Source organism: Streptomyces sp. TRM49041 (assembly GCF_008271805.1).
GTDB lineage: Bacteria > Actinomycetota > Actinomycetes > Streptomycetales > Streptomycetaceae > Streptomyces.
In genome coordinates this window covers 41,979-61,359 of the sequence record NZ_VSRY01000100.1, presented here as the reverse complement: position 1 = coordinate 61,359, position 19,381 = coordinate 41,979, and the positions used below count along the sequence as shown (strand labels likewise).

The 19,381-nt window shown below is 67.3% G+C and carries 20 protein-coding genes; 14 read left to right on the top strand and 6 right to left on the bottom strand.

Annotated elements, in window-relative coordinates; genetic code table 11:
• Positions 1-103 precede the first annotated feature (103 nt).
• The 4 genes from FVS66_RS10280 to FVS66_RS10265 all read left to right on the top strand — a co-directional run bounded on the left by FVS66_RS10280 (position 104) and on the right by FVS66_RS10265 (position 4,396).
• Positions 104-856: a TnsA-like heteromeric transposase endonuclease subunit gene (locus FVS66_RS10280; protein WP_149180183.1), complete on the top strand. Its 753-nt coding sequence runs from the start codon at positions 104-106 to the stop codon at positions 854-856.
• Positions 853-2,733 (top strand): Mu transposase C-terminal domain-containing protein, encoded by a 1,881-nt coding sequence (locus FVS66_RS10275; protein WP_149180184.1) that lies wholly within the window; start codon positions 853-855, stop codon positions 2,731-2,733. Before FVS66_RS10280 ends, FVS66_RS10275 begins: the two co-directional genes overlap by 4 nt.
• Positions 2,730-3,776 carry an ATP-binding protein gene (locus FVS66_RS10270; protein WP_187645424.1) on the top strand — a complete coding sequence of 349 codons (1,047 nt, stop codon included), beginning with the start codon at positions 2,730-2,732 and terminating at the stop codon, positions 3,774-3,776. Before FVS66_RS10275 ends, FVS66_RS10270 begins: the two co-directional genes overlap by 4 nt.
• An 83-nt stretch (positions 3,777-3,859) precedes the next feature.
• Positions 3,860-4,396 (top strand): hypothetical protein, encoded by a 537-nt coding sequence (locus FVS66_RS10265; protein ID WP_149180185.1) that lies wholly within the window; start codon positions 3,860-3,862, stop codon positions 4,394-4,396.
• A gap of 124 nt (positions 4,397-4,520) precedes the next feature.
• Here FVS66_RS10265 and FVS66_RS10260 read toward each other — a convergent pair whose 3' ends face one another.
• Positions 4,521-5,591, bottom strand: a complete 1,071-nt coding sequence (locus tag FVS66_RS10260) for a ParA family protein (protein ID WP_222946907.1) — start codon at positions 5,589-5,591, stop codon at positions 4,521-4,523.
• A gap of 272 nt (positions 5,592-5,863) precedes the next feature.
• Between FVS66_RS10260 and FVS66_RS10255 the strand changes: the two genes are divergently transcribed.
• Positions 5,864-6,385 carry a hypothetical protein gene (locus FVS66_RS10255; RefSeq protein WP_149180186.1) on the top strand — a complete coding sequence of 174 codons (522 nt, stop codon included), beginning with the start codon at positions 5,864-5,866 and terminating at the stop codon, positions 6,383-6,385.
• 171 nt (positions 6,386-6,556) lie between these two features.
• The gene (locus tag FVS66_RS10250) at positions 6,557-7,612 is read left to right on the top strand and encodes a hypothetical protein (protein WP_149180187.1); all 1,056 of its coding nucleotides are present in this window, start codon (positions 6,557-6,559) and stop codon (positions 7,610-7,612) included.
• A gap of 171 nt (positions 7,613-7,783) precedes the next feature.
• On the opposite strand, the gene FVS66_RS10245 is transcribed toward FVS66_RS10250, so the two are convergent.
• The 3 genes from FVS66_RS10245 to FVS66_RS10235 form a co-directional block, all read right to left on the bottom strand.
• Positions 7,784-8,848: a hypothetical protein gene (locus FVS66_RS10245; protein ID WP_149180188.1), complete on the bottom strand. Its 1,065-nt coding sequence runs from the start codon at positions 8,846-8,848 to the stop codon at positions 7,784-7,786.
• A 536-nt stretch (positions 8,849-9,384) separates the two neighbouring features.
• Positions 9,385-9,585, bottom strand: a complete 201-nt coding sequence (locus FVS66_RS10240; RefSeq protein WP_149180189.1) for a hypothetical protein — start codon at positions 9,583-9,585, stop codon at positions 9,385-9,387.
• A 74-nt stretch (positions 9,586-9,659) separates the two neighbouring features.
• The gene (locus tag FVS66_RS10235) at positions 9,660-10,718 is read right to left on the bottom strand and encodes an FAD-dependent monooxygenase (protein ID WP_149180712.1); all 1,059 of its coding nucleotides are present in this window, start codon (positions 10,716-10,718) and stop codon (positions 9,660-9,662) included.
• Between the two features lie 95 nt (positions 10,719-10,813).
• On the opposite strand from FVS66_RS10235, the gene FVS66_RS10230 reads away from it, so the two are divergent.
• The 3 genes from FVS66_RS10230 (at position 10,814) to FVS66_RS10220 (ending at position 13,815) form a co-directional block, all read left to right on the top strand.
• Positions 10,814-11,398, top strand: a complete 585-nt coding sequence (locus tag FVS66_RS10230) for a TetR family transcriptional regulator (protein ID WP_149180711.1) — start codon at positions 10,814-10,816, stop codon at positions 11,396-11,398.
• 124 nt (positions 11,399-11,522) lie between these two features.
• Positions 11,523-13,052, top strand: coding sequence for a UDP-N-acetylglucosamine 1-carboxyvinyltransferase (locus tag FVS66_RS10225; RefSeq protein WP_149180710.1), 1,530 nt, complete (start codon positions 11,523-11,525; stop codon positions 13,050-13,052).
• 463 nt (positions 13,053-13,515) lie between these two features.
• The gene (locus tag FVS66_RS10220; RefSeq protein WP_149180709.1) at positions 13,516-13,815 is read left to right on the top strand and encodes a hypothetical protein; all 300 of its coding nucleotides are present in this window, start codon (positions 13,516-13,518) and stop codon (positions 13,813-13,815) included.
• 366 nt (positions 13,816-14,181) lie between these two features.
• Here FVS66_RS10220 and FVS66_RS10215 read toward each other — a convergent pair whose 3' ends face one another.
• The gene (locus FVS66_RS10215) at positions 14,182-14,754 is read right to left on the bottom strand and encodes an HD domain-containing protein (protein WP_149180708.1); all 573 of its coding nucleotides are present in this window, start codon (positions 14,752-14,754) and stop codon (positions 14,182-14,184) included.
• 16 nt (positions 14,755-14,770) lie between these two features.
• Positions 14,771-15,769, bottom strand: a complete 999-nt coding sequence (locus FVS66_RS10210; RefSeq protein WP_262386910.1) for an XRE family transcriptional regulator — start codon at positions 15,767-15,769, stop codon at positions 14,771-14,773.
• A 328-nt stretch (positions 15,770-16,097) separates the two neighbouring features.
• On the opposite strand from FVS66_RS10210, the gene FVS66_RS34910 reads away from it, so the two are divergent.
• From FVS66_RS34910 to dmpG, 5 genes are all read left to right on the top strand, one after another.
• The gene (locus FVS66_RS34910; protein ID WP_187645461.1) at positions 16,098-16,265 is read left to right on the top strand and encodes a hypothetical protein; all 168 of its coding nucleotides are present in this window, start codon (positions 16,098-16,100) and stop codon (positions 16,263-16,265) included.
• Positions 16,262-16,540 (top strand): hypothetical protein, encoded by a 279-nt coding sequence (locus tag FVS66_RS10205; protein ID WP_262386909.1) that lies wholly within the window; start codon positions 16,262-16,264, stop codon positions 16,538-16,540. Before FVS66_RS34910 ends, FVS66_RS10205 begins: the two co-directional genes overlap by 4 nt.
• Before the next feature lie 85 nt (positions 16,541-16,625).
• Positions 16,626-17,444, top strand: coding sequence for a 2-keto-4-pentenoate hydratase (locus FVS66_RS10200; RefSeq protein WP_149180706.1), 819 nt, complete (start codon positions 16,626-16,628; stop codon positions 17,442-17,444).
• A gap of 33 nt (positions 17,445-17,477) precedes the next feature.
• Positions 17,478-18,356: an acetylating acetaldehyde dehydrogenase gene (locus FVS66_RS10195; RefSeq protein ID WP_149180705.1), complete on the top strand. Its 879-nt coding sequence runs from the start codon at positions 17,478-17,480 to the stop codon at positions 18,354-18,356.
• Positions 18,353-19,381 carry a 4-hydroxy-2-oxovalerate aldolase gene (gene dmpG / locus FVS66_RS10190; protein ID WP_149180704.1) on the top strand — a complete coding sequence of 343 codons (1,029 nt, stop codon included), beginning with the start codon at positions 18,353-18,355 and terminating at the stop codon, positions 19,379-19,381. Before FVS66_RS10195 ends, dmpG begins: the two co-directional genes overlap by 4 nt.

Genomic DNA, 19,381 nt, shown 5'->3' with positions numbered 1-19,381 from the left:
TGTCCGCTGTCATCCAATCGAGGCGTTTACTCAGCGAACTCAGTCGTTCGGGCTGCTGTCTCAGTGAACCTAGTCGTGAGCGTGATCGCACTGGGGGTGCTGGATGGCTGTACCGGCTGGGGTGGATCTTGCAGGGCCGTACGTCGAGCTGTCGTACGTGGATGCCGTACGCGAGCGTCAGCGGCGGCCGATCCTGGACTGCGTGACAGCCCGCTTCGAGGATGTCGCTCCGGTGCGGCCGTTTCGGTGGTCACGTGGTGAGCGTCACTTCGCTGGCTGGTACTGGGCGGCCACGAATGGGCAGCACGTCGGCTTCGAGTCGTGGCTGGAACGGGACCGCCTCCTGCTGATGGACTTCGATCCCAAGGTGGTGGGGATCGCTTCTCAGCCGTTCTGGCTGCACTGGCATGACGGCGAACGGGAGCGTCGGCACGCCCCGGACTACTTCGTGCGCCGTGGAGACGGCTCGGCGGTGGTCATCGATGTCCGTGTGGATGAGCGGATCGAGCCGAAGGACGCCGAAGCGTTCGAGGTGACGCGCCTGGCCTGCACCCAAACCGGGTGGAGGTTCGAGCGGCTGGGGACGCCGGACGAGGTGCTGCTGGCAAATGCCCGGTGGCTGTCGCGATACCGACATCCCCGATGCCTGAACGGCCTGGCCGCGGCTCGGCTCCGGGAGGTCTTCGCGACGCCGGGGCCGCTGATGGCCGGGGCGGATGCGGCCGGGGAACGCCTGGCGACGCTGCCCGTGCTGTTCCACCTGCTCTGGCGCCAGGAGCTGACCCCTGAGGACATGGCGGCCCAGCTGCTGGGACCCCGCACGATCGTGAGCCTGGCGGATGCGAGGGCCCGGTGACCGGGAAGAAGCGGGTGCCACCGACGGCCCGAATTGCGGAGTTCCCCAAAGCGGCCGCCGACCAGGCCCGCTGGTGGGAGAGGCACATCCTGGAGGTCCTGAACGGTCTGCCGCCGGACGCTCCGAAAGGGGCGAAGCCGCGGCCGGAGTTCGACCCGAGAGTGCACTCGCTGGCCCAGCGGGAGCGGGCCAAGGCGGTCGAGCTGACGGCAGCCGGCCACAAGGTGTCGACCAGTGGGATCAAGCAGCGGCGCCAACGCTACCAGCGGGACGGGCTGGTCGGGCTGGCGGACGGCCGGTCGGCTAAGCAGATGCCGACCTTCGGGCAGGTCGACGGGGCAGTGGTGGAAGCGATGCGGCAGGCAATCATCGAGACTGCCGACGCATCGACAAGAACCATCGGGTTCATCATCTGGCGGACCAAGCAGATCCTCGCCGACCGGGAGGAAACTGCTGCAGTTGAGCTGCCGTCACGGGCCACGCTCTACCGGCTGTTCGAGAAGCTGGCCGCAGGCACCCACGTCACCGGGTCGGCCCGCACGCGCCGCTCGGTTAACGCGCGACCGCCGGGACCGTTCGGTGAGCTGCCGGCCAGTGCCCCGGGCGAGCTGATGCAGATTGACTCCACGCCGCTGGATGTGCTGGTGCGGTTGGATGACGGGATTGCGGAGAAGGTCGAGCTGACGGCCATGGTTGACATCGCCACGAGGTCGATCACCGCGGCGGTGCTGCGGCCCACCACAAAGGCCGCGGATGCCTCCGCGGTTCTGGCCCGAAGCGTCACACCGGAGACGATGCGTCCGGGCTGGCCAGAGGCCCTGCGGATGTCCCACTCGGTGCTGCCGTACCGGCGGCTGCTGAGTATCGACGAGCGCCTGGAGCACGCGGCCGCCCGACCGGTGATTGTTCCGGAGACCATCGTCTGCGACCACGGCAAGGTGTTCGTCTCGCACAACTTCCGGGCGTCCTGCCGCTATCTGGGTATCAACCTGCAACCGGCCCACAAGGCGACGCCGACCGACAAGGGCACGATCGAGAAGACGCTTGGCTCGGTGGCGACGCTGTTCGCCCAGTTCGTCGCCGGTTACACCGGCTCGACCACGGACCGGCGCGGCCGGAAACTAGAAGACGGGCCGCTGTGGTCGCTGCCCGAACTTCAGAGCCTTCTCGACGAGTGGGTCATCGCCTGCTGGCAGACCAGGCCCCATGACGCATTGCGCGACCCGGATTCACCGGCGCGGGCGTTCTCTCCGAACGAGAAGTACGCGACTCTACTTGAGTCCTGCGGCTACGTTCCGGTTCCGCTCGGCGCCGATGACTACGTCGAGCTGCTGCCCGAGCGCTGGCAGGCGATCAACGCCTATGGCATCCGCATCAAGCACCGCATCTACGACAGCGCGGAGTTGAATCCTTTTCGCCGCCAGCACTCCGGAGTGGCGGCGAAGAAGGGCCTGTGGGAGATCCACCACGACCCCTACGACGTCTCCCGGATCTGGGTACGCGACCGCCAAGGCGAACGTTGGATCACCGTCTTCTGGAAGCAGCTACACCGCGTCGGCGTACCGTTCGGCGAGCTGGCCTGGGACCGGGCCTGTGAGCAAGTCTCCGGAGGCACCGAGGAACAGATCGCCGATGCCGTCAGTGCTCTGCTGCGGCGAGCCCACGACGGCCCCGGCGCCAAGGAGGACCCCCCGGCCACGCGTTCCAGACGTGCCCGCCGGGCCGCCGCCCGCACCCGGGTGACCGCCGGGGACCGATCGGTTCCCGACACGCCATCCACCGAGCCCACACACGACGACGGGACGGACATCCATCTCGCCGAAGTCATCCCGCTGGGCCTCTTCGACCCGCTCGCCAACCCTTGGAGGCGCCCGTGACTCGCTCCGAAGCGGCCCAGCACCCCACGTTGCAGGATGCCGATGCCGATGCCAACCGACAATTGACCACCTTGGACGGATGGCGCAGGTTCGTCGATGGCCCTCCTGCAGCCCCAGTGTTGCTTGCCCCTGATGATCTAAAGCGACTGTCCCTGGCTGACCGAATTCTCTACGACGAGGACCGGCTCGACCATCACGCCCGCATGCTCACGGTCGCCACGTCTTTTGTCGAGAGAACGGTGATCTGCGGCCGTCGGCTGGTCCTTCTCAACCGCCACGCGATCAGTGCCCGCCGCGGACTGATGGTCTCCGGGCCACCCGGCACAGGAAAGACGAGCGCTATCTCCCAGCTCGGACGTTCTCATGAGCTTCTCGACCGGGCTCGTCACCCGAATGTCTCGGACCGCATTCCCGTGCTCTACATCACGGTCCCGCCCGCCGCGACTGCTCGCATGGTTGCCGCGGAGTTTGGTCGCTTCCTGGGCCTGCCGGTGCGGCACCGATCGAATATGACGGACATCATCGAGGCCGTGGTCGGCGTATGCACCGATACCCGCACCGGCCTCGTGCTCGTTGACGAGGTCCACAACATCTCGCAGGTCACCCGGGCGGGCGCCGAAGTCTCCGACACCCTCAAGTACTTCTCTGAACGTATCCCTGCAACATTCGTCTACGCGGGCATCAGCCTGGAAACCAGCGAGCTGCTTGCCGGCACACGGGGCGCCCAGATCGCGGGTCGTTTCACCCTCGTCCCTACCCGCCCCTTTCCCTACGGCGACGAATGGAAAGGATTGGTCGCAACGCTGGAGAAAACCTTACTCCTGCACGACCATCCACAGGGCAGCCTGGTCAAACTGGACCGGCACCTCCACAGACGCACTGGAGGGATGATCGGCGCGCTCTCCCACGCGATCCGGGGTGCTGCCATCGACGCGATCCTCAACGGCACGGAACGCGTCACAAAAGCGGGGATCGACTCGATCCCCCTGGATCACGCCGCAGAAGCCTCCGCGCCACTTCACGCAAAGGCATCCCCGTGCTGACAGGGACCATCGACCATCCGCGCCCACTCCCCGTCCAGGTTTCGCCCCGCTTTGGGGAAACCACGGACTCTTACATTCGACGTATGGCCCGTGCCAACCATCTGAAGCCCAGCTACCTGCACGAATACCTCTGCGGACCGCCCTACTGGTTCGGGAAGCCGATTCTCGATCGTCTCGCTGCGGTTTCTGGCCGGAGCCCCGATTCCCTGGACCGCGCTCTTGCCGATGCCAGCTCACGTCGGGGACGCTTCAAACCAACAGCACGCTATGCGAGGAGGTTCCCTTTCCATGGCCGCCGCGACCTCCGATACCGCATAGCCCGTGACGCCTACAGGGGTGTGCCGATGCGGCTGCTCACACAGCGCCATGGCGTGCAGAGATGGGTCGTCCACCGGGCGCTGGACACGGCTCAGCCGCTCCTGCCAGGGACGCGTCGAGGCGCCGACCCGATCAGCAGCGAAATCTCCGACCTCCTCGAAGGCATGATCGCCGCCGGCCTCAACACGAGACAGATGTGGGCCGAACTCCTGGACAACCACGAATACTCGATCTCCTACGGCGCACTCGCCTATCACCTCCGGCGTACCCGGTCATGGCAGCAGCGCCTCAGACAGGCTTGAGGCATGCCCACATGTTGAGGTGTCGCATATTCGCGGGACGAAAGCGGTTTGCACCCGAGAATCCGTCCAGGCTGCAAAGGGGGCCCTGGCAGATAGCACCAGGGCCCCGCATCACTCACCAGGCTTAGAGTGCGGCCACAAGCTTTCTGGCGTCGACAACGCAGTTCTCCAGGTAGTCTGCTTTCACCTGAACACGATGCCCCATGATGTCCAGTTTGCCGGGCCTCTGCGCGTAGAGCGGGCATCCACGCGCCTGAGCGACCACGCCTGCGGTCTGGAAGTCGCGGATCTCCACGACGCCGTCCTCGATATTGTCGAAGGTGAACATCTCGGGGGTAGACGCCATGAGCGCGACGACGTCCCGGTCAATGGAGTGCAGCACCGCAGCGTACGCGGAAGCGGCCCCCATGTACTGAGTGAGCCGGTTCTTAGCAATCACATGCACTTGCGGAAGATCCCGCCCCGCCTCGCGAAGCCGAGTCGCGAAGGCGTACTGAGTATAGATGTCCGACGGGAGCTTGAGACCGTACACCAGAGAGAAGGCATTCTGAATTGCACGACGCGATGAGTCATCCGCCATCACCGGCAAGATAAGTCTGTCGGAAGATGAAAGCGCCACCTGCGTGTACATCGAGAACGAGGGGTTCGTGTCGATGAACACGGTGTCGTAGTCATCTGAGACCGTTTCGAGGAGGTCACGAATCCAGTCGATGATTCGCAGCCACGAGTTCGTGGTCGGGATCGACGTGTTTGCCAGCGCTGACATCGCAGTTGCCTGCATCTCCAGCAACGGGTCACCGGCAATGAGGTCAATATTCTCTGGAATCGCCTGGTTGTACTGACTGGGCTTCGAGATATAGTCAGCCGCCACGATGGTCGGTGGGGCAAAGGGGGAAGACAGGCGCAACTCGAAGTAGCCGCCGATCGTGCGACGCACCGGCTCCCCCTGTCGCGCAAGCAGCACTTCGCTACCTCGAAAGGCGAGCCCCCCATACAGCAGCTCGGAGAGGTTCGCCTGCGGGCAAACATCCAGCACGAGGATACGTTTATCGGGATTCTTGTGAGCGTAATGCGACAAGGTCTGGAAACATAGACTCGTCTTGCCAGTGCCGCCCTTATTGTTCCAGAAGGCGTAAGTGATCATCGACACCCCATCCGCGCCTGAGTTGGACAATGAAGCCATCGTAGCGTCCATTTTGGACATTGTCAAGGTTGGGCTGGACGTGGACTTGCTCGCCGCACTGCACGCAGCCGACGGCTACGACCATGACCACCCACCGATGACTGTGCGTGTACGGCGGGGGGCAACGGAGCAACCACCGCGGATCCCTGCGCCAGCGCGCCGGCCACAGCCGCCAGTGCGCGAAGACGACCGCCCTGACCCCAGAGGGCTGGCCCGGAAGATCCGCGTGGGGCGTTGCGAAAATGGGAGTGACCGAGGGTGGCCGAGCGTCCACTATGAGAGGCATGGCGACGGACTACGAGAACCCCATACGTCATCTCCCCAACGAGGATCCGACTGTCTACGCGGCCTACGGTCTGGCCATGTTCACCGCCGCCACTGTGGAACGCGGGCTGATCAACGCGCTCGCGCACCACCGAATCGGCCTCGCTCGGCAGGAGAAGCGCGTGCTGGGTACTGACCCGTGGAACAAGGCGGCCAGCTCCAGCTTTCAGAATCTCGTCGCCAAGGTGACTCCGCTGTGCGGCAGCGACCCCGAGCTGCCCGCCGACCTCACCAACGCGGTCAAGCGCCGCAACTACCTCGCCCACAGCTTCTGGTATGACAAGGCCCCCGAGATGATGGCCGACGGACCTCGGGGGCGCCTGATCGCAGAACTCGCCGACGACATCGACACCTTCTACATTCTCAACGACCGCGTCGCCGTCGCAGTCGTCACCCCCGGCATGGAAGCCCTCGGTGCCAGCATCGAAGCCTCCGAGGCCCTGTACGAGAAGCTGCTGAGGGACGCCCAGCAGGCCGATTGAACCCAGACCCCCGGGCGCTATGGGAGCGTCCTGAGCCCTGCGCTGCGACGGCGGCCTTGGTACTGGTGGGCTCGCGTATTCAACTGTCGCCAGTTCCCCGAGGAGTCCAGCCTGCTGGTGACCGTGCGTGATCCCCGGAGGCGTGGTGTTCTCGCGCCGTACGATGGATGGGTGACAATCGAGGTGTACGCCGACCGGTTCCTGCAGAGCGCTTTCGACGCCATGGGCGACGACCCGGAACAGATCCTCCATGCAGGAAGGATCGTGGGAGCCGCCAGGTTGGACGCGGCCGACGAGCAGGCCGTGGTCTCCCATCTCGTAGTGCGTGGTTGGGCGAGGCGTGCGGTCAACCAGGCCAACGGCCGTTCTCCCCTCATCCGCTTGACCTGGGCCGGCGTGGCCAAGGCCCGTGAGTTGCGGGCCCACTCGGAGCCACGAGCCGAACGCGAGGCACATCTGAACAACGTGCTGCCTCACTGGGCGTATAACAACTCCCCGTCGGGGGGCTCGGCGGACCTGCAGAAGTTCGCCGCGGCCAAGGAGTGGTGGTTCTGCGGCACCGAGGTCACATGGCACGAAGTAGACGCCGCCGTCGCCTATCTGGAAGCCAAGGGCCTTCTTATGGCCGACCGCGCCCCCCGGCCCCAACGCATTACGCTGACCGCCGACGGCATCGACTTCGTGCACTCCAAGCAGACTCTGTGGTTTTTCCTGACTACCCGTCAGCAGCGGCCCGTCTCAAACGGCACCATCATCGTCGACAGTAATGTCGTGTATGGGCCGGTGCACGACAGCAGCCTGGCCGCCAGAGGAAGCAACGCCCAGACGGTGCGAGGGAACGTGACCGACCACAGTCAGCACCACCCGCAGGCCCCCCAGGCCAACATCAGCGTCGGTGACATCGGGGCGGGCGCTGCCGTAAGTTTCGGCAGCGGCCCCGCCTCCGCAGCGTCCCGGGGCGGCAGAGCCATTGCTGGAAGCCACAACCGGCAGAACACCGGCCTGGAAGACGCCGACCTGATCTCGATTCTCAACCGGCTCCGGCAGGATCTGGGCGAGTATCCCGGAGGGAACGCGCTCATAGACGAACTCCAGGCCCAGGCAGCGTCCGAAGAGGACACACCGGAACTGCGCAGCTCCATGTGGAGGCTCCGCATCGAACCGTTCGCCACCCGGTTCGGAATCGTGGGTTCGCTCGCCTCGATCGTGTCTCTGCTCCTCGGATAGCTCCAGTCGGCTACTGGTGAGCTCTCGTATTCAGCTATCGCCAGTTCCTCGTGGAGTCCAGCCTGCTGGTGATCGTGCGTGATCCCCAGGGGCGCATCGGCTCCATGTCCCGCCGGTCTCGTTGCGGAGCCGGGTGGTGGTCTTGTCGGTGGTTCCTGGCCCGGGCCCGGGTCACCACCTCTGGGGCTGCAGAAATCCGCCGAAGGACCGACGCCACTCGTTGGTGGCGTCGCGCCTCTTGAGTACTTCCTCGACGACCGGGCCCGCCTCTCTGTCGAATGCGCCGTCCCGGAGCACCACGCGGTGACAGACCATGCCGCTGCTGTCCTCCTCGAAGTCCTTCCACTTCCCGCTGTCGTACCGCTTGGAGGGCCGGTGTACGTCGAGGAGCTGGAAGGCTTCGAGTGGCTTGTGCGTCTCGTAGGTGTCGCGGCCGAGGCCGTAGAAGCCGTGGCGCACGTTGCTCAGCACGTACCCGACGGTCATTGGGGCTCTGCCCTCGGGAGTCACGTGCATGGCGTCAAACTTCATGACGTCGAACCACATCAGCAGGGCCGCGATCTCGCTATTGGTGAGCACGTGGACCCAGCCGTTGGTAAAGAACCCGATGGGGATCTCAAGGAAGCTCTCGTCATCGGCCGGCACGGTGTACGGGATGCTCGCGGCGCCGGTGTCCTTGCTCTTTCCGTTCTCGCACAGGAGCAGAACGCCACGGCGGACCTGCCCCTTAATCCCGGTTGCCGACTTGAGCAGCCCCATCTCCTCAAGTGCCTTCATCGCTTGGGCGATCTGCCTGACCTTGTTCGTGCGGACCGAGGACGCCTGTACGCCGGGCCCGGCGTACTTGGCGACGGTCGCCACCAAGCCTTCCCAGGAATCGGTCTTCTGGGCGTCCGGCTCGATCGGGTACGGCTGAGGCCACTCCTTGCCGACCGCCGCCTCGCACTGCGCCGCGAACAGCATCAGGAGGTACAGCTTCAGGGTGAGCCCTTTCGGCGTGATCATCTGTGCGGAGAGCGGGCGCTCGGCCCGAGGCAGCGGCTTCCTCTCGGTCTCGACCGTCCCGCCGAACTTCTCCAGCCTCACGAAGGACCGCCGCACGCGCACAACCTGCGGCTTCTTGCCTCGCGCGTGGATCTCGCGGGCCTTCTTGATCGCATCGGGGAGCTCGCCCCCCATCAAAGCCTGTAGCTGGTCCTTGCGGATCTCGACCTTGCCATCCCGCTCCTGCGCCACAGCTGTCCTCAAAAAGTCTGACGGTTTCACCGCTACCGTTTGATCCGTATGGCTTCGCTATCCAGTTTCAATGTCATCTTCGACTTTAACTGTCGACTCGACGCCATGCGGATCAATCCGTCGACCAGTGTACCTCAGGCCCTGTCAAGTCCGCCGCACCATGGATCTCACGAGCTGGAACCCCAGCCGTTGAGGTCCCACAGGACCAGGGCAGAGAGCCGGCAAGCAGAACTGCCCTGGTACCTGTACGCACAGGAAAGAGGTATTCCTCCTGACTACCACCGACGGTACCCCAGTAGATCCGACAGAGCGCCAGCCCCTCGTCTCCGTGAGCAGGAGGCGCCCCGAGGGAGCACTCGCCTGGTGCCAGTTCGGGTTCTCCGTTCTCTGCGTTGGTTCCGGGGTCGCCCTTTGCTTCACTGGCTTCCCCTTCGTCGGCGGCCCGCTCATCACCGCCGGTACGTGCCTTCACGTCAAGGTCGAGATCAACCCTCGCTGACACCAGCAGTTGATCTTGAAGTAAGAGGACCCCGGCATCACCGGGGTCCTCTGCCGTTGTAGCGGGCGGCGGCGCCGCTGGTCAGGTTCGCTCGCGGCAGGAAGAGTTCGAGGAGGCGTTCCTTCTGGCGGGCACCGAGGCCCTGGACGCGGCGGAGCGCCTGGGAGTAGCCAGGGACGTCGCTGAAGGGGATGTGGTTCGCCTTCAGACGCTCGGGGGCTGCTGGCAGCCGTCTCACCCAATCCAGCCCTCGCAGGTCAACGCGACACCGCCGGCTAACTTCGCTGAGACGGGACACCTCAGGCGCGCCGCCTACGACGACGGCAACAGGCCGACCAAGGTGTTCCGCATCCGCGTGTGACGGGTGCTCATCACGCGGTGCAGGGTGCGGGAGCCGAGTGCGATGCGCTGCGCGGGACGGCGACGTTCGGCGTCGTACGCCCGGAGGGCCGCGGGCAGGGCGGACGGGCCGCGTGCGGCGACGGCCCGGGCGAGGGCCTCCGCGTCCTGGAGGGCGGTGCAGGCGCCCTGGCCGAGGTTCGGGGTCATGGCGTGGGCCGCGTCGCCGACGAGGGCGATACGGCCGTCATGGACGAAGGACGGCAGGGCCGGGGCGAGGTGGCGCATGTCGTAGCGGATCCACGTCGCCGGATCGGTCTCCGCCAGGAGGCGAGGGATCGGGTCGTGCCAGCCGGTGAAGCAGGCACGGAGGGCGTCGGGCGTCTCGGCGACCCGGCGCCCGGGGACCGTTGCGTACCAGTTGGTGCGTCCGGGCTCGATGGGCGTCAGCCCGAAGAAGCGGCCGTCGCCCCAGGTCTCGCCGTACACGCCGTCCACCTCGAAGCCGGCCACGCCGATCCAGGCGACGGTACCGATGGACCGGGGGCCGCTGCCGGCACCGAACCGGGCCGTGCGTACGGCGCTGCCGATGCCGTCGGCGCCCACGACCAGGTCGTACGACCGCTCCAGCTCGGCCACGTCGGTGACGGGGCGGCCGAGGCGCAGCGGCACGTCCCCCAGGCGTCCCACCTCGGCGAGCAGTGCGTCCAGCAGGTGGGGGCGGGAGATGAGGCGCACGGGGCGGCCGGTCCGTCGTTCGACGCGCTCCAGCGGGAGGCTCGCCAGGACGCGCCCGTCCGGCGTACGGACGCGGGCGCCCCGGTACGACAGGGCCTTACGGCGGAACGCCTCCCCGACACCCAGATGGTCGAGCGCGGACTGCGCGGCCGGATGGATGCCGAAGGCGGTGCCGTACCGCTCCAGCTCCGTCCGGCGTTCGAGCACCGAGACCTGCCAGCCCGCGCGCCGCAGGCCGATCGCCGTCGCCAGTCCGCCGACGCCCGCGCCGACCACCACTGCCGTGCCTGTCATGTGGAGCCCCTCTTCCTCTCTACCACACCTGTGGTACCACAGGTGGGGTAGCCTCGCCAAGGTCATCATGGGGACCTCCGGAGAGGGGAGAGTGCGTGAATCCCGATCGGCGCGACCGGCTGCGCGACGCCGCCATGGAGGTCCTGGCGGAGGCGGGCGGGCGCGGGCTGACGCATCGCGCGGTGGACGCCGCCGCCGGAATGCCGTCGGACACCACCAAGAACTACTTCCCGAGCCGGGACGCCCTGCTGCGCGGAGTGGCCGAGCGCTGCGTGGAGCGGTACCGCGAGGTCGCGGTACGGCTCGCGGCCGCGGGGCCCGGCCCGACGGACCGCGAGGGGCTGATCGCCCTGCTGCGGGGGCTGCTGGAGGACATCGCCGACGGACCGGGACACACCCGGCTGCTGGCGTACCTGGAACTCCAAGCGGAGGCCGCGCGCAGATCGTGGCTGGCGGAGATCCTGGACCCCGTCGCCGCCTCGGACTTCGCCGCGTTCGAGTCGTTGCAGCGGGGCGCCGGACTGCCGGTGACCCGTCAGCACGCGGCCGTGGTGACCCTGGTACTGCACGGCGCCATCCCGCACCTTCTGACAAGGGGACGCAGAACTCGGAGCGCTTCCGGTTTGGGGGATCTCGACCGTTTCGTAAGAAATGTGCTAGATGTGGTGTACCCAGGGTAAAATAAGGCAAGCTGACTGCCTGTCGGCCGGAAACGGCCAGAACTGCCGTACGGCCGACGGGACATCACCCGAACAGCCCACCCCAGCGCGAATTGCATCTCATATCTGAGATAGCCTGCGGCACATGGCAGACGACTACCTCGTACGCATCGGCAGGCTCATCCGTGACGCCCGCCAGCACCGCGGCTGGACACAGACGCAGCTCGCCGAGGCGCTGGCCACCAGCCAGAGCGCCGTCAACCGCATCGAACGCGGGAACCAGAACATCAGCCTTGAGATGATCGCCCGCATCGGTGAGGCGCTCGACAGCGAGATCGTGTCGCTCGGTTACGCCGGGCCCATGCATCTCCGCGTGGTCGGCGGTCGCCGGCTCTCCGGCTCCATCGACGTCAAGACGAGCAAGAACGCGTGCGTGGCCCTGCTGTGCGGCTCGCTGCTGAACAAGGGCCGCACCGTCCTGCGCCGCGTCGCCCGCATCGAAGAGGTCTACCGGCTGCTCGAGGTCCTCAGCTCCATCGGCGTACGCACCCGCTGGATCAACGACGGCACCGATCTGGAGATCGCGCCGCCCGCCGAGCTCGACATGGAGGCCATCGACGCGGACGCGGCTCGCCGTACCCGCTCGATCATCATGTTCCTCGGGCCGCTGCTGCACCGCATGCGGTCCTTCAAGCTGCCGTACGCCGGCGGCTGCGACCTCGGTACGCGCACCATCGAACCGCACATGATCGCCCTGCGCCGGTTCGGCCTGGACATCACCGCGACCGAGGGCCTCTACCACGCCGAGGTCGACCCGGACGTCTCGCCCAGCCGCCCGATCGTGCTGACCGAGCGCGGCGACACCGTCACCGAGAACGCCCTGCTGGCCGCCGCCCGCCACAACGGCGTCACCGTCATCCGCAACGCGTCCTCCAACTACATGGTCCAGGACCTCTGCTTCTTCCTGGAGGCCCTCGGCGTACGCGTGGAGGGCATCGGCACGACGACGCTCACCGTCCACGGTGTCCCGCACATCGACGTGGACGTCGACTACTCACCCTCCGAGGACCCGGTCGAGGCGATGAGCCTGCTGGCCGCCGCCGTGGTCACCGAGTCGGAACTGACGATCCGTCGCGTACCGATCGAGTTCCTGGAGATCGAGCTCGCGGTGCTGGAGGAGATGGGCCTCGACCACGACCGCACCACCGAGTACTACGCCGACAACGGCCGCACCCGGCTGGTGGACCTGACCGTGCGCCCCTCCAAACTGGAGGCGCCCATCGACAAGATCCACCCCATGCCGTTCCCCGGCCTGAACATCGACAACGTCCCGTTCTTCGCCGCCATCGCCGCGTCCGCCCAGGGCCAGAGCCTCATTCACGACTGGGTCTACGACAACCGCGCCATCTACCTCACAGACCTCAACCGCCTCGGCGGCCGCCTCCAGCTCCTCGACCCGCACCGCGTCCTCGTCGAGGGCCCGACCCGCTGGCGCGCCGCCGAAATGATGTGCCCCCCGGCCCTCCGCCCCGCCGTGGTGGTCCTCCTGGCCATGATGGCCGCCGAGGGCACCTCGGTCCTGCGCAATGTCTACGTCATCAACCGCGGCTACGAGGACCTCGCGGAGCGCCTCAACTCCGTGGGCGCGCAGATCGAGATCTTCCGGGACATCTAGGGAGGCGGACAAAGTGGGGTCAAACAGGACAAGTCTCCGGGGGCCCAAAATCGAGCTGTGACCTACGGAAACACCTTCCAATATCTGTCGACACCTTCCGGCATCTCCCAGCGCCCTGTGCAGGGACCGTGCAAGGTCAGCCGAATTCACTGACGAAGTGTCAGACATGAAGGCGCTGGAACGAGGCCCCGAAACCCTCACTCAGGGTGACGGGGCCTCAGTCTTTTCTTCCCGGTTTGACTGTGAAAGCCCAAGCCATAGGTATCGCGAAAGTCCTGACGGAGTGTTTGACGTAGCTGAGATGCAGGCATACGGTCCCGTTCCGTAGCCACGCGCGGTTGCCACCGGTACGGCTGTCGCTCTGGCGACCGAGGCCACTTTGGGTCGGTGGGAGTGGGCAAAGGCGAAGGTGCGCGAGCTTATGCACCGGGGAACAGTCGCCGAGCAGAACCATGCCGTAGCCGTGTTCGACGACCAGGGCGCTACGGCGGAGGAGCTCGCGGCCCGCGTGACCCCGTTCCTGCGGGCACACCTCGACGCCTACCCGATGGCTGTCAACGAGTTCAAGACCCTCGCTGTCGGGGGAACCACCATCTTCAACCAGAGCAACACTGGGACCGGGGTGTTCATCGGCGGCGACAACCACGGCGGTCTGACCATCAACCACGGGACTTCTCTTCGTCCTGCTCTTCGTCGGGTGCGTCGCGGCGTTCCTCGCACGGGCCGCGCAGGGCTTCGAACTGTGGGCCGGTCGCTGTGCTGACCTCGCGGTCGACACCCGTGTGCGCCTCCTCGCGTATCTGTCCGCAGGCTTGACTCAGGCCATGGCATCGGCAGCCTTGGTGACAGCGACGATGGCCGCCTTCTTCGCCTTGCTCTTCGGGTGGGGAGAGTTCGGCAGAAGCGTTCAAGAAAGGGCACACATCGCCCGTGACAACGCGGCCATGCACGCCACTCGGGCACGGGCGGCACTGCAGGGACGGTGAAAGGCACCAGCCCCTGCGCTGCCTGGGGTGTTCGCGCTGTGCACCTCGTCAAGGCCCCCAAGCCAGCGCCGCATGATCTGAACTCGACGAAGCCCCCACCGAGCCGGATCGCTCCGAAGCGGAGGCTTCGTCGTTTCTCGCGGTCAGCCGAGGAAAGTCTGACGCCACTCCAGCGGCGACATCGTGAGCGCCGCCTCGGCCAGTTCTCGGGCGGACGCCGTCTTGAGGCTGCTCAACGACGTGTCGATCCAGTCCTGCACCAGCATGTTTCCCTGCGCCCGGTACTCCATCGCCTGCACCAAGCACTCCAGCTTGTCCGCGTCCTTGGCCACGATCGCTTCAGGGCTGTCGTTGGCCTCGTATTCCTCGACCACGCGCTGAACTCCAGCCTTCACCGCCGGGTGCGCGCGGGCGACCTGGTCGGCGGTGACGGTCTCGTTGGACGCGGCCTTGATGTAGCGGCGGCCGATATGAGGGATGTCCCCGATCCGGGTCTCCTGGGTGTCGTGGAAGAGGCACATCAGCGCGACCTTCGCCGGGTCCACGCCTTCCATCATCGCGAGGACGGCGCCGATGATCCCGACGCGGAACGAGTGGTCGGCGATCGACTCGGGGTTGTTGTTGCCGGTGAACCACCAGCCGGTCCTCTTGGCCTGCTTCATCACGCCCATCTCGAAGATGAAGCCGGCCGTGCCCTTCGCCGTTTCGTCCGCCATGTGCTGACCTCCGCTCTCAGGTGCGATCACGCAAAACGTAGTGCACGACGTTGAGTTCGCGGCGGGACCTTTCCGAGATCCCACCGCCGTCCAGCACCCGCTCAGAACGTTCCTCAAGCTCCGCCGCCAACCCCTTCGCCGCTGCCGGGAGCCATGGGTGCGCGGTCAGCAGAGCCCAGAGGGTGTGGGCGTACAGGTCGACATACCCGGGGGCGTAGTGGAACCCACCCACCAGGCCCCGCAGCAGCGTGACCGGGTCCCAGGCGGTCAGTTCACGGTCCCGCATGAACCGGTCGTCGGACTGTGGCAGTCGTACGCCGCCGAGCCAGTAGGCCCAGTAGTTCAGGTTCGCGGCCTCGGCGGTGTCGTCGTCGGCCAGGGAACGCTCGATGAAGTCCAGAAGCGGTTGGGGATCCCCCAGCCGGGCCAACGCGGTCGCCGTCGAACGCGCCTCCGCCCAGTGCTCCGACCACCCCCGTCGGGCCAGCACCCCGCGCCGTGCGTGCAGGGCTTGCGCCGTCCAGGACGCCGCCGCGGGTCCCCGGTCGTATGAGGCTAGATAGAGCGCCTGGCGGTGCAGCAGAGCCCCGCCTGCCGGGCGTCGCGCGGCTTCGGCGGTCTCCCGCAGGTGCTCGAAGAACTGCGCCCGCTCTCCCGTGCCGAGCTGGGGAGCAAGAGCCGAAGGCCCCCGCCTGGGTGCCGGAACCCGGCCTGCGAGAGCTGGGGGTGCCAGCCCCGTCAAGGCCCACGCCAGCATGTGCGCGGTGTCCCTCGTGTGCACCCACGACGCCAGCGGGTGCAGGTCCAGCTCCTCCGGTGCGTCGAGCGCGGCCCCGATGATCTGGTCCGCGTCCATTGCCGGGTCGAGTAAGCCCACCACTCGCGGATCCGCGCCGAGCAGCCCCAGCCGGCGCCGCAGACTGAGCAGCGCGCCCGCCTTCATGTTGGCCAGTGGGCGGCGCCCCGACTCCCAGCCCTGCAAGGTGCCCAGGTCCACGTCCAGGGCCTCCGCCATCGCCGCCTGCGTGCGGGGGATGCTTTCCCGCGCCAACCGCAGCACGAACCCCGCAACCGATCCTCTTGCCGCACGTCCCCGTGCGGGCGGTCTCGCCGCCATGTCCTGCTCCCCGAGTGCGCGTTGCCCCCAACCCGTACTGCCAGTCAGTCCTACCGCGCTCACAGCGACCGTACGTTCAAGACGCGGAAACCGACAGCACCCGGAAGGGTTCAGCCTGTTGACGCAGCCGCTCGGAGATTGAGGACTCCGGGCGGCCCCCGAGGCAGCGGGCCGCGTTGCGTCCCGAACCGCGGCCCGCTGCTGCCCACACGAGAGGAGCGACCGCGTGACCGCCTCCGAACTGCCCCGTAGGGCCCCCGGCGCGAGCGGCCGGACGTACACGCCGATGGAACCCCAGCCGGGTGCGCCGATCCGGGACCTGCGTCTGCGGGCGGCCGACAGCTGGGAGAAGTTCATGCGCCGCGCCGAGAGCCGGCCGGAGGCGGGGACGTGAACCCCGTCGATCCGGACGGGTACGAGCAGCACCCGCTCCTGAACCGAATCGTCCGAGACATCGCCTCGCGTGGTGAGGGCGTCCTCGTCGCCGTGACGCACGAGCTCCACAGCAACGGCACCGTACGGATCGCTCACATCCGTCCCAAGGGCGGAATCGAGTGGACGACGGCCGCGGACAACATCCAGCTCCTGTTACCCGGTTACGCCCCCGGCCCGGCTGGCGCCAGCACCTCGCCGTCCTCGCGTTCGTCGTCGTCGCCACGTTCGCCGTAGTCGCGCTGGCCATCGCCGGCACGCCCAGTTTCTGAAACGCCCCCAGCCGCAGTCTTCCGCCACAGTCAGCGAAGGAGAAGCACGGATGGCCAAGCTGCTGCTGAACTCCCACGTGTCCCACGGCGAGAAGCGACCGCCCCTCGCCGCCCTGGCCGGGGAGCTGGCGGATGCGACCCGCAGCCGTACTCCCGTACTGCCGCTGGCCGGCCGCTTCCCGGGTCTGACTCTCGAAGACGCGTACCGCATTCAGCAGCTCAACGTGGGGCACCGGGTCCTGGCGGGCGGCCGAGTAGTCGGCCACAAGATCGGGCTGACCTCACTCGCCATGCAGCAGCAGATGAGCATCCACGAGCCCGACTCCGGATTCGTCCTCGACGACATGATCTCGCCCAGCGGAAGCCGATTGAGCGTGGCGGACTTCATGGCACCCCGGATCGAGACGGAGATCGCCTTCCGTATCGGCCGCGACCTGGACGCCCCCGCGGACCTGAGCACTGTCCGCGCCGCCGTGGCGAACGTGTTCCTCGCGTTCGAAGTCCTCGACACCTGCTTTACCGACTGGAACATCACGCTGGTGGACAGCATCGCCGACAACGCCGCGTGCGCCCGTGTGATCACCGGCACCCCGGTCCCCATCAACGACGTCGGGGATGTCTCCGCAGAGCGGATCACGGTGAGCGTCAACGGCAAGACCGTGGCGACCGGTGAAGGACGCGACATCCTCGGTGACCCGTTCAAGGCGCTGATGTGGCTGACATACCGCCTCCCTGCCCTCAAGACCACGCTGCGCGCGGGCGACATCGTCCTGGCCGGTTCCGTGCACGCCAGCATCCCGCTCACCGCCGACATGGACATCCGGGCCACGTCGACCCGGCTCCCCGCCATCCGTATGCACGCCGTCTGAGTCCTGCCCGCTTCCATGAAGAGTGGAGTACACGTGCTGAACACGGCCGTCCTCGGTACCGGTCTTCTCGCCCTCGACCTGGTCGAGCGCATCCAGAACTCCCCGCACCTGCACTGCGGTCTCGTCGTCGGCCGCACCTCCGACAGCACCGGCCTGAGCAAGGCCGCCGACATGGGCTGCGCCACCGCGGCGGGCAGCATCGCCACCCTTACCGACTCGGAGGAGACGTTCGACATCGTCTTCGACGTCACCAACGCCTTCGCACACCCCGAGCACTCGGCCCGGCTCGCCGGCACCGGAGCGACGGTCATCAACCTGACCCCCGCCAACACCGGGGCGCTGATCGTTCCGGCCGTCAACGGCGACCAGGCCGCCGCGCACCAGCACATCAGCCTCGCCTCGTGCGGCGGCCAGACCTCGATCCCCATCCTCCACGCCATCGCCCAGCGCTACGCGACCCTCCACGTGGAGATGGTGGCCACGGCCGCCACCAAGAGCGTCGGCCGGGCCAGCCGCCTCAACCTCGACGAGTACGTCGAGACGACCCAGTCCGCGATCCAGCAGTTCACCCAGGCGGACACCGCCAAGACCATGCTGAACATCAGCCCCGTCTCGCCGCCGCCACGGTTTCGCAGCGCGATGACGCTCCTGGCCCCGGGCGCCGAGGCGGAGCCGGTCCGCAAGATCGTGGATTCCGCGGCCGAGACCATGCGGTCCTTCGTCCCCGGCTTCCACGTGGCCTCGTGCACCGTCGCCGACGACACGATCCGCGTGGCCGTGGAGGTCACCGCCACCCGCACCAACATGCCGGTGCACGCGGGGAATCTCGAAGTGATCAGCGCCGCCGCCATCCACGCCGCCGAACAGCACGCCCTGACCCGGACCTCGGCAGTGAAGGAGAACGCACGATGACCTCCACCCCTCAGGGCCACCTGATCGTCCACGATCCGACCCTGCGCGACGGCCAGCACGCCGTGCGCCACCAGCTCGGCCGCGACCAGATCCGTGCCTACGCCACCGCCGCCAACGCGGCCCGCGTCCCCGTCGTCGAGATCGGCCACGGCAACGGACTCGGCGCGTCCTCGTTCCAGGTGGGGCACAGCAAGATCAGCGACGACGAAATGCTGTCCACCGCCCGCGAGGCCCTCACGCACAGCAAGATGGCCGTCCTGATGGCGCCCGCCTGGGGAACCTCCGCCGACGTCCGCAACGCCGTCGTACGCCACGGCGCGGACGTGGCCCGTATCGCGGTGCACTGCACCGAGGCCACCGCCGCCGAACGCCATCTCGGAGTGATCCGAGAAATCGGCGCCGAAGCACAGGCCGTGCTCATGATGAGCCACATGGCCGACCCCGGGCAGCTCGCCGAGCAGTGCGCGCTCCTGGTCGGTTCCGGGGCTCAGGCTGTCGGCATCATGGACAGCGCCGGTTTCTACCTGCCCGAGGACGTCACCGCCCGCATCGGCTCCATCGCCTCCGCCGTGGAGGTGCCCGTGATCTTCCACGGGCACAACAACCTCGGCATGGCCGTGGCCAACTCCGTCGCCGCCGCCAAGGCCGGTGCCCGCGTCATCGACGCGTGCGCCCGGGGGTTCGGCGCGGGCGCGGGCAACACCCAACTGGAAGTCCTCGTGCCCGTGCTGGAACGCTACGGCCACGCCACCGGGATCGACGTCCGACGCCTGGCCGACGCCGCCGACCTCGCCGGACAGACCCTCATGCCCGCGCCGCCGTCGATCGACTCCACCAGCCTTGCGTCCGGGCTCGCCGGCGTCTTCTCCGGGTTCAAGAAGCCCGTCCTGGAGGCCGCAGCACGCGAAGGCGTCCACCCCTGGGACCTGTTCCAGGAACTCGGCCGCCGTCAGGTGATCGCCGGGCAGGAAGACGTGATCCCGGAGGCCGCCCGCAGCCTCGCGTCGCGGGGAGCGGACCGGTGA

Bases quoted from the DNA above. Each gene is read 5' to 3' on its own strand.
- FVS66_RS10280 (WP_149180183.1), top strand. From the start codon at position 104: ATGGCTGTACCGGCTGGGGTGGATCTTGCAGGGCCGTACGTCGAGCTG.
- FVS66_RS10265 (WP_149180185.1), top strand. From the start codon at position 3,860: ATGGCCCGTGCCAACCATCTGAAGCCCAGCTACCTGCACGAATACCTC.
- FVS66_RS10260 (WP_222946907.1), bottom strand. From the start codon at position 5,591: ATGGACGCTACGATGGCTTCATTGTCCAACTCAGGCGCGGATGGGGTG.
- FVS66_RS10255 (WP_149180186.1), top strand. From the start codon at position 5,864: ATGGCGACGGACTACGAGAACCCCATACGTCATCTCCCCAACGAGGAT.
- FVS66_RS10235 (WP_149180712.1), bottom strand. From the start codon at position 10,718: ATGACAGGCACGGCAGTGGTGGTCGGCGCGGGCGTCGGCGGACTGGCG.
- FVS66_RS10225 (WP_149180710.1), top strand. From the start codon at position 11,523: ATGGCAGACGACTACCTCGTACGCATCGGCAGGCTCATCCGTGACGCC.
- FVS66_RS10215 (WP_149180708.1), bottom strand. From the start codon at position 14,754: ATGGCGGACGAAACGGCGAAGGGCACGGCCGGCTTCATCTTCGAGATG.
- FVS66_RS10210 (WP_262386910.1), bottom strand. From the start codon at position 15,769: ATGGCGGAGGCCCTGGACGTGGACCTGGGCACCTTGCAGGGCTGGGAG.
- FVS66_RS10200 (WP_149180706.1), top strand. From the start codon at position 16,626: ATGGCCAAGCTGCTGCTGAACTCCCACGTGTCCCACGGCGAGAAGCGA.
- dmpG (WP_149180704.1), top strand. From the start codon at position 18,353: ATGACCTCCACCCCTCAGGGCCACCTGATCGTCCACGATCCGACCCTG.